Annotated in this window: 5 protein-coding genes and 1 pseudogene; 3 read left to right on the forward strand and 3 right to left on the reverse strand. The window is 71.4% G+C overall.

Annotated features, from left to right (window positions below; genetic code table 11):
- On the forward strand, positions 1-367 hold a 367-nt coding region (locus AC2W7A_RS05585; protein WP_485990482.1), incomplete at its 5' end, for a sulfurtransferase.
- Between the two features lie 46 nt (positions 368-413).
- On the forward strand, positions 414-845 hold the full coding sequence (locus AC2W7A_RS05590) for an HIT family protein (RefSeq protein WP_485990483.1): 432 nt from the start codon (positions 414-416) through the stop codon (positions 843-845).
- Between the two features lie 61 nt (positions 846-906).
- Here AC2W7A_RS05590 and hrpA read toward each other — a convergent pair.
- Positions 907-5,024: pseudogene (gene hrpA, locus AC2W7A_RS05595) on the reverse strand (ATP-dependent RNA helicase HrpA).
- A 152-nt stretch (positions 5,025-5,176) separates the two neighbouring features.
- On the opposite strand from hrpA, the gene putP reads away from it, so the two are divergent.
- Positions 5,177-6,799 (forward strand): sodium/proline symporter PutP, encoded by a 1,623-nt coding sequence (putP, locus tag AC2W7A_RS05600; RefSeq protein ID WP_485990484.1) that lies wholly within the window; start codon positions 5,177-5,179, stop codon positions 6,797-6,799.
- A 69-nt stretch (positions 6,800-6,868) separates the two neighbouring features.
- On the opposite strand, the gene AC2W7A_RS05605 is transcribed toward putP, so the two are convergent.
- The gene (locus AC2W7A_RS05605) at positions 6,869-8,275 is read right to left on the reverse strand and encodes an NAD-dependent succinate-semialdehyde dehydrogenase (protein ID WP_485990485.1); all 1,407 of its coding nucleotides are present in this window, start codon (positions 8,273-8,275) and stop codon (positions 6,869-6,871) included.
- 70 nt (positions 8,276-8,345) lie between these two features.
- Complete coding sequence (locus AC2W7A_RS05610) at positions 8,346-9,008, reverse strand: DNA-3-methyladenine glycosylase I (protein WP_485990486.1); 663 nt, start codon at positions 9,006-9,008, stop codon at positions 8,346-8,348.
- Positions 9,009-9,189 lie beyond the last annotated feature (181 nt).

A 9,189-nucleotide genomic window follows, 5' to 3' on the forward strand; every position in this document is an offset into this window, starting at 1 on the left:
GGGGCTGCTGCTGGACGCCCGCGCCCCGGAGCGCTACCGCGGCGAGACCGAGCCGCTGGACCCGGTGGCCGGACACATCCCCGGCGCCGTGAACCTGCCCACCGCCGGGAACCTGGACGACGACGGCCGCCTCCTGCCCGTGGACCGTCTCGCCGAGCGCTTCGCCTCCGTCGCCGCCGCGGCCCGGGCGGAGGGGGACGTCCCGGTGGCCGTGTACTGCGGCTCCGGGGTCACGGCCGCCCACCAGGTCCTGGCCATGGCGGTGGCCGGACGTCACGGGGTGGCGCTGTTCCCGGGCTCGTGGTCTGCTTGGTGCAACGACCCGGACCGTCCGGTGGCCACCGGCCCGGAGCCGGGCGGGCGCTGAGCGCCCACCGACGGAAGACACGTCCGAGAGACGAAGGAGACACCCCATGTCCGCCACGATCTTCACCCGCATCATCGACGGCGAGATCCCCGGCCGCTTCGTGTGGAAGGACGAGACTTGCGCCGCCTTCCTGGACGTCGCGCCGCTGCAGCCGGGCCACGTGCTCGTGGTGCCGATCCGGGAAGTGGACCGCTGGACGGACGCGGACCCGGAGACGGTCGCGCACGTGATGGGCGTGGCCCACACCATCGGCAAGGCGCAGGTGGAGGCGTTCGGAGCCGCTCGTGCCGGCCTGATGGTGGCCGGCTATGAGGTCCCGCACCTGCACGTGCACGTGTGGCCCTCGAACTCGCTGCGCGACTTCGACCTGGACCAGAAGGACCAGAACCCGGACCAGGGTGAGCTGGACGAGGCCGCGGAGAAGATCCGTGCCGCCCTGCGCGACGCCGGCCACGGGGAGCACGTCCCCCAGGCCTGAGCCTCGCTCCAGGAGTCTCGGCCAGGGGCTCTGTTGAGGTGCACGCCTACCGGCCCTCGGCTCAGGCCCCCTTGGCCCGGTTCAGCGCCTGACGCACGCGCTTCTCGGACACGGACACCGCCGTGCCCAGCTCTTGGGCGAAGAAGGACACGCGTAGCTCTTCGATCAGCCAGCGCACCGCGTCCAGGTCCGCCGGCAGCGGGGTGTCCGGGTACCGGGTCCGGTGGGCGGTGACGGCGGCGTCGAAGTCGTCCTCGAGGCCCTGGACGATCGCCATGTGCTGGCCGTCGCGCTGCAGGTGGCCGCCGGCGTCCAGCTTGGCCAGCCGCGCCTCGATGCCGGTGATGTACCGGGGCAGGTGCTGCAGCTGCTGCCAGCCGGTGGTGGCCACGAAGCCGTCGAAGACGAGCTGGTCCAGGTGCGCCTTGACGTCGGACAGGGCCGGGGCCAGCGCCAGGGACACGGATCCCTTGAGCCGGCGGCGCACCTCCGCGGCCCCGGAGAGCACCCGTTCGACCAGGGAGGTCACCGCGAACACGGTGTCGATCAGATCGGCGCGCACGCGGTCGAACAGGGCCCGGAACTCGGCCTCGGAGAAGGGCAGCTCCTCCCCGACGAGCCGGTCCACCGCCGCCTTCGTGCAGTCCGCCACGAGCGAGTCCACGGAGCCGTGCGGGTTCTGCGTGAAGGTCAGCTTCTCCCGGTTGTCCAGGTGGTCCATCACGTAGCGCTGCGGGGAGGGCAGGGTGGCCAGCAGCAGCTGGATCACGCCGGCGCGGTGCCACACGGCCTGGTCCTCCGGGGTGCGGGCCACCGTCAGCCCGGCCGCGGGGGCGCCCTTCGGACCCGGCTCCGGCACGAGCGTGGGGTAGCCGGTGATCTGCGGACCCCCCGGCGCGGATGCCGTGGACACCTTCCGCTGCAGCGTGCCGAACGTCCAGGACGTCAGCCCGTGCAGCTCCTGGAACGCGGCGGCCGCACCCTGGGTGCCGGGGCGCCCGTCCTTCCCGACGCCGGCCCCCTCCTGGGCGCCGCGGCCTGACTTGCCGCGTCCTCGCCTGCCTGAGCCGCGGCCTTCGCCGGGCTTGGGGGCGACGGCGTCCTGCCCGGTCAGGCGGGCGGCGATGGCCGAGCGGTTGGCCTTGGCCAGGCGTGTCTGCAGGTCCGCGAGGTCCTGCCCGGCGCCCACCACGGCACCGCGGTGGTCCACGATCCGGTAGTCCATGCGCAGGTGGTCCGGGACGGCGTCCAGGCGCCAGGCCTCGGGTGCCACGATCTGCCCGCGCAGGCGGCGCACGGCCGTGGACAGGGCCTGCGGCAGCGCCTCGGTACGCGGGTCCGCGTCCTCCTCCAGGCCGCGGCCAGCTCCCGGGCCACGTCCGGGGCGGGGACGAGGTGCTTGCGGGTGGCCTTGGGCAGCGCCTTGATCAGCGCGGTGATGAGCTCGGCGCGCAGGCCGGGCACCAGCCAGGCGAAACGCTCCGGGTCCATCTGGTTCAGCACCAGCACGTCCAGGGTCACGGTGATGCCGTCGGTGCCGGAGGCGCCGGTGGGGTCGAAGGTGTAGTCCAGGTCCAGCTCGAGGGCGTCGCCGCCGGGCAGCGGGTGCACGAAGGTGGTGGGGAACGCGTCCTGGTCCAGTTCTTCGGCGGCGGTGGTCATCAGCTGGGCGGGGTCGAAGTCCAGCAGGTCCGGGGTCTTGTGGCGCTGCTTCTTCCACCAGGAGTCGAAGTGCCGCTCGGAGACCACGTTCGCGGGGACGCGCTCGTCGTAGAAGGCGAACAGGTCCTCGTCCGAGACGCGCAGGTCCCGGCGGCGCAGGCGGGACTCGAGCTCGTCCACCTCGGCCAGGGCCTTCCGGTTGCGGGCGAAGAAGTGGTGGCGGGTCGTCCAGTCGCCCTCCACCAGCGCGTGGCGCAGGAACAGCTCTCGGCTGAGGACCGGGTCGATCCTTCCGAAGCGCACAGTCCGGTCCTGAACCAGGGTCACCCCGAGCAGGGTGACCTTCTCCTGGGCCACCACGGAGCCCTGGCGGCGTGACCAGTGCGGCTCGGAGTAGGTGCGCTTGACCAGCTCGGCGCCGGCCTCCTCCACCCACTCCGGCTCGATCCGGGCCACGGTGCGGGCCCAGAGCCGGGAGGTCTCCACTAGCTCGGCGGCCATCACCAGCGGGTGGCGCTTCTTGAACAGCGCGGAACCCGGGAACACGGCGAACCGGGTGCCGCGCGGGCCGGCGTACTCGCGGCGCCGCTCGTCATAGGAGCCGATCTGGGAGAGCAGCCCGGACAGCAGCGCCTTGTGCAGGGGCTCGTGCTGGCCCACCGGGTCCACGGGGCCGGGGCGCACGGACACGCCCACCTGCTGGGCCAGCTGGCGCAGCTGCTGGACCAGGTCCTGCCACTCGCGCACCCGCAGGTAGTTGATGTGCTCGGTGCGGCAGAGGCGGCGGAACGCGTTGCCGGACAGCTCCTTCTGCTGCTCGCGCAGGTAGGCCCAGAGGTTCACGATCGCCGTGAAGTCCGAGTTCGCGTCCGCGAAGCGGGCGTGCAGCTCGTCCGCCTGCGCCCGCTTCTCCGCGGGGCGCTCGCGCGGGTCCTGCAGGGTGAGGAACGCGGCCACCACCATGACCTCGCGGACGCAGCCGCGCTCGCCGGCCTCCAGGATCATGCGGCCCAGGCGCGGGTCCACGGGCAGGCGGGACAGGCGGCGGCCCAAGGGAGTGATGGTGCCGGCCGGGAACGTCCTGGTTCGGCCGTTCCTCAGGGCGATCGGCTGCCCGGTGTTCAGGGCGCCGAGCTCGGTCAGCGCCGTGGCGCCGTCCGAGACCTGGCGGCCGTCCGGGGACTGCAGGAACGGGAAGTCCCGCACCTCAGCCGGCGTGGTGGCCACTCCGAGCGAGAGCATCTGCAGGATCACCGAGGCCAGGGACGTGCGCAGGATCTCCGGGTCCGTGAACTCCGGGCGGGAGAGGAAGTCCTCCTCCGAGTACAGGCGGATCGCGATGCCGTCCGAGGTGCGGCCCGAGCGCCCCGAGCGCTGGTTGGCCGAGGCCTGGGACACCCGCTCGATCGGCAGGCGCTGCACCTTGGTGCGGTTCGAGTACCGGGAGATGCGGGCGGTGCCGGTGTCCACCACGTACTTGATGCCCGGCACGGTCAGGGACGTCTCGGCCACGTTGGTGGCCAGCACGATCCGCCGCCGCACGCCCTTGCCGGCGCGGGCGAACACGCGGTGCTGCTCGGCCATGGACAGCCGTCCGTACAGGGGCAGGACCTCGGTGCCGGCGAGCCTCGCGTGCCGGGCCACGAGGCCCTCGAGCGCGTCGGCGGCGTCGCGGATCTCGCGCTCGCCGGGGAGGAACACGAGGATGTCCCCATCCGGCTCGTCGGCCAGCTCCAGCACCGCGTCGCCGATCGCGTCCACGGGGTCGCGGGTCTCGGCGGCGTCGTCCGCGTCGTCGTATTCGTCGTCCGGGGACGGATCCGCCGTCAGCGGCCGGTAGCGGATCTCCACCGGATACGTGCGGCCGGAGACCTCGATCACCGGTGCCGGCACGACGACGGCCCCCTCCTCGACCTCGACGGTCTCCTCCGGAACGTCCGCTTCCGTGGCGGGCCGGCCGAAGTGGCGGGCGAAGGACTCGGGGTCGATGGTGGCGGAGGTGACGATGAGCTTCAGGTCCGGCCGCTGCGGCAGGATCCGCCGCAGGTAGCCGAGCAGGAAGTCGATGTTGAGGCTGCGCTCGTGGGCCTCGTCGATGATGATCACCGAGTACCGCTTCAGCAGCGGGTCGTGGGGGATCTCGGCGAGCAGGATGCCGTCCGTCATGACCTTCACGCGGGTGTCCGCGGAGGTGGCCGAGGTGAAGCGGACCTGGTAGCCCACGGTGGCGCCGATGGGCTCCTGCAGCTCCTCTGCGATGCGCTCGGCCACGGACCGGGCGGCGATGCGGCGGGGCTGGGTGTGGCCGATGGTCCCGTGCTCGTCCAGGCCGAGGGCCAGGCACATCTTCGGCAGCTGGGTGGTCTTGCCGGAGCCGGTCTCGCCGGCGACGATCACCACCTGGTGCTCGGCGATCGCCTCCATGATTTCCTCACGCCGGGCGGCGACGGGGAGGTGCTCAGGGAAGGTGACGGTGCGTGCGCCGACGGCGGGGGAGGGGGCGGTAGGGTGCGTCATGACGTCGCACAGTCTACGACGGGTGACGCCGGGTGCCGTCGACGTGTTCCAAATCACAAACCCCTGCTGTGACTAGTCTCCATGCTCCCTGAATTCGGCTCTGACATGGGGTTCCATTGGGGTTGAGTGCCCGACTGTGCAACTGTGGAACCATGGACTTGAACACCGTCTACCTGATAGCGGCGATCCTGCTGTACTTCGGAGCGATGATCTTCATCGGCCTGTACGCGGCTCGCCAGAACTCCGACCTCGACGACTACATGCTCGCCGGGCGCAACATGAAGCCCTCCGTGGCGGCCCTGTCCGCGGGCGCCTCGGACATGTCCGGCTGGCTCCTGATGGGCCTGCCGGGTGCGATCTACGCCTCCGGCCTGGTCGAGGGCTGGATGGCCATCGGCCTGACCGTCGGCGCCTGGGTGAACTGGAAGGTCGTCGCCCCGCGGCTGCGCTCCTACACGGAGGTCGCCGGCAACTCGATCACCATCCCGTCCTTCCTGGAGAACCGTTTCAAGGACCGCACCCGCATCCTGCGCATCGTCTCCGGCCTCATCATCCTTGTCTTCTTCACCTTCTACGTCTCCTCCGGCATGGTGGCCGGCGGCAAGTTCGTGGAGTCCACCTTCGGCCCGAACTCGTTCTACGCCGAGGGCCTGGAGATCAACTACCTCACCGGCATGCTCGTCGTCGCGGGCATCACCGTGCTCTACACCCTGTTCGGCGGCTTCCTCGGCGCCTCGCTGACGGACGTCGCCCAGGGCCTGCTCATGTTCGTGTCCCTGCTGCTGGTCCCGATCTTCGTCATCGTCACCATGGGTGGCTGGGACGCCGTGGTCGAGGGCATCCGGGCCGTGGACGCCGTGCCGAACTCCGAGGGCGAGATGGTCGACCATCTGTCCATGTTCCAGAACGCCACCCTGATCGGTGTGCTGTCGTCCGTGGCCTGGGGCCTGGGCTACTTCGGCCAGCCGCACATCATTGTGCGCTTCATGGCCCTGCGCACCCCGCAGGACGCCACCACCGGCCGCCGCGTGGGCATCACCTGGATGGCCCTGTCCGTGTTCGGCGCCGTGATGGTCGCCCTGGTGGGCATCGCCTACTTCCAGGCGAACCCGGGCACCACCCTGGACGACTCGGAGACCGTGTTCCTGGTCCTGTCCGCGATCCTGTTCCACCCGTTCGTCGCCGGCCTGGTGCTCGCCGCCGTGCTGGCCGCGATCATGTCCACCATCTCCTCGCAGCTGATCGTCTGCTCCTCCGCCCTGGTGGAGGACCTGTACAAGGTCGTCGGCAAGCACCCCTCCCCGCGGGCCGGTCTGTGGCTGGGCCGCATCGGCGTGCTCATCGTCTCCGTGATCGCGGGCGTCCTGGCCCTGAACCCCGAGGCCTCCGTGCTGGAGCTCGTGTCCTTCGCCTGGGCCGGCTTCGGCGCCGCCTTCGGCCCGGTCATCCTCCTGGCCCTGTACTGGGAGAAGTTCACCTCCTGGGGCGCCATGGCCGCCGTGGTCTCCGGTGCCGCCGTCGCCTGGTTCTGGTCCAAGGCGGATGAGATGACCTGGGAGTGGTTCGGTCTCTACGAGATCGTCCCGGGCTTCCTGACCGCCCTGATCCTCGGCGTGGTGGTGTCCCTGTTCACCCAGCGCTCCCGCCGTGTGAACGAGGAGATCAACCGCGAGTTCACCGGCGCCATCGACATCGTCGCCGGCCGCGAGATGGCCGCCGCCGATCCGAAGGCCACGACCGCCGAGGGCGGCTCCACCGCCGCCCCGACCGTCTGATCCTCCGCACCCACGAAGGGCCCCGCCGGAATGCTCCGGCGGGGCCCTTCGTCTGCTGTGGGGAAGGGGTCAGCCCTTCACAGCGTAGAGGCGCTTGTTGGCGAACTCGTCGATGCCCAGCGGGCCGAGCTCGCGGCCGAAGCCCGAGCGCTTCACGCCACCGAACGGCAGCCCGGCGCCCATGGCGGCGTCCAGGTTCACGTTGGCCATGCCCACGTGCAGGCGGGCGGCGACCTCCTCGGCCTGCGCGGTGTCCGTGGAGAACACGGCAGAGCCGAGGCCGAAGGCGGAGTCGTTGGCCAGGGCGACGGCCTCGTCCGCGGAGGACACCTTGTAGACCACGCAGGCCGGGCCGAAGAGCTCCTCGCGGTAGGCGGAGTTGTCCTCGTCCACGTCCGTGATGACGGCAGGGGAGAGGTAGAAGCCGCCACCGTCCGGGCCCTCCACGCGCTCGCCGCCCACGTGGACGGTGGCGCCTCCGGCGCGGGCCTCGGCGATCTGCTTCGCCAGCCCGTCCGCCGCGGCCTCGGAGGACAGCGGGCCGTAGATGTCCGTCTCGCGGCCGGTGGGGTCGCCCGGCTTCAGCGCGGAGACCTGGGTGACCAGCTCGTCGACGAAGTCCTCGTAGAGGTCCTCCATGACGATCATGCGCTTGTTGGAGTTGCAGGCCTGGCCCCAGTTGCCCATGCGGCGCTGCAGCGCCTCGCGTGCGGCCTGGCGGGCGTCGTCGGCGGCCAGGACGATGTACGGGTCGGAGCCGCCGAGCTCGAGCACGCACTTCTTCAGGTGGCGGCCGGCCTGCTCGGCCACGGCCGCGCCAGCCCGCTCGGAGCCGGTGAGGGAGACGCCCTGCACGCGCGGGTCCGCGATGATCGTGGACACCTGGTCGTGGGAGGCGAAGAGGTTCTGGTAGACCCCGGCCGGGACGCCGGCCTCGTCCAGCAGGTCCTGCACGAGCTGGGCGCACTCCGGGGTGATCTCGGCGTGCTTGAGCAGCACGGTGTTGCCGAGCACGAGGTTCGGGGCAGCGAAGCGGGCGACCTGGTAGATCGGGAAGTTCCAGGGCATGATGCCGAGGATCGGGCCCAGCGGCAGCTTTTCGATGTACGCGGTGCCGCCGCCGAAGTCGGTGATCTCCTGGTGCTGCAGCAGCGTGTCCGCGTTGTCCGCGTAGTAGCCGAAGATCTGGGCTGAGAAGCGGACCTCGCCGATGGCCTCGCCGAGGCGCTTGCCCATCTCCTTGGTCACCACCGCGGCGATGTCCTTGGAGCGCTCGGCCAGCAGCTCGGAGGCGCGCTTGACGATGGCGGCGCGCTCGGACAGCGGCCGCGCGGACCACTGTTCGAAGGCGGCCTGGGCGGCGTCGAGGGCCTCGGCCACCTCCCCGTCGGTGGCGGTCGGGTACTCCCGGACCAGCTCGCCGGTCACGGGGTTCTGGGTGCGGTAGCCGCGGTCTGCGGTGGAGGGTGCGGTCACGATCGGTGACTCCTTCACGGTCGTCGGTGTCTCGGACAGGTCGTTCCCCTCCATCCAACCGTCCGGACGGTCAGGCCGTCCAGACGCCCGAGGTCCCCCTTCGCCAGGAGCCGAGCAGGTGGGTGTCCACCACGCCCACGGCCTCCATCAGCGCGAAGCACGTGGTGGGCCCGACGAACCGGAACCCGTGGCCCTTGAGCGCCTTCGCCAGGGCGCGGGACTCCGCCGAGCCGGACGGCACCTCCTCGGCCGTCACGGGCTCGGGTGTGCGTGCCGGCTGGTGCGCCCAGATCAGTCCGGGCAGCCCGTGTGAGGGGCGGTCGCCGGGGCCGTCCCAGCCGGGCCCGGCACCGGGGGAGTCCGGATGCAGGGGTGCGAACTCCGTGCCCCGGATGCCCAGGGCGGCCCGAGCATTGGTGATCGCCGCGGCGACCTTGAGCCGGTTGCGGATGATCCCCGGGTCGGACACCAGGGCCGCCTCCTGCTCCGGGCCGAAGGTCGCGACGGCCTCGGGGTCGAAGCCGGCGAAGAGCTCACGGAACCGGGGCCGCTTGGCCAGCACGGTCCGCCAGCTCAGCCCAGACTGGAACGCCTCGAGGGTCAGGCGCTCGTAGAGTCCGGCCTCGTCGGTGACGGGCAGGCCCCACTCGTTGTCGTAGTACTCACGCAGCAGCCCGTCTGTCACGGCCCAGGGAGGACGGGCGCGGCCGTCGTCGCAGTTCACGCAGCTCATGGCCACCACGGTAGGCGCGCACGGGCCGCCGCGAGGCCGGGCCCGGCACCTGTGGGGACCGGACGCCTGGGCAGGAGGTCCGACCTGGAGGGCCAGCAGCAGCATCAGGTAGACGACGATCTGTCGGTTCTGCAGCGCCCAGGCGGAAGATTGAAGCGCATCGCGGTTACTCCTGGGCAGC

This window comes from Micrococcus sp. LASM2_SD2 (assembly GCF_057364565.1).

Excerpts from the sequence above, each read along its gene's own strand:
- putP (WP_485990484.1), top strand. The coding sequence starts at position 5,177 with ATGGACTTGAACACCGTCTACCTGATAGCGGCGATCCTGCTGTACTTC.
- AC2W7A_RS05590 (WP_485990483.1), top strand. The coding sequence starts at position 414 with ATGTCCGCCACGATCTTCACCCGCATCATCGACGGCGAGATCCCCGGC.
- AC2W7A_RS05610 (WP_485990486.1), bottom strand. The coding sequence starts at position 9,008 with ATGAGCTGCGTGAACTGCGACGACGGCCGCGCCCGTCCTCCCTGGGCC.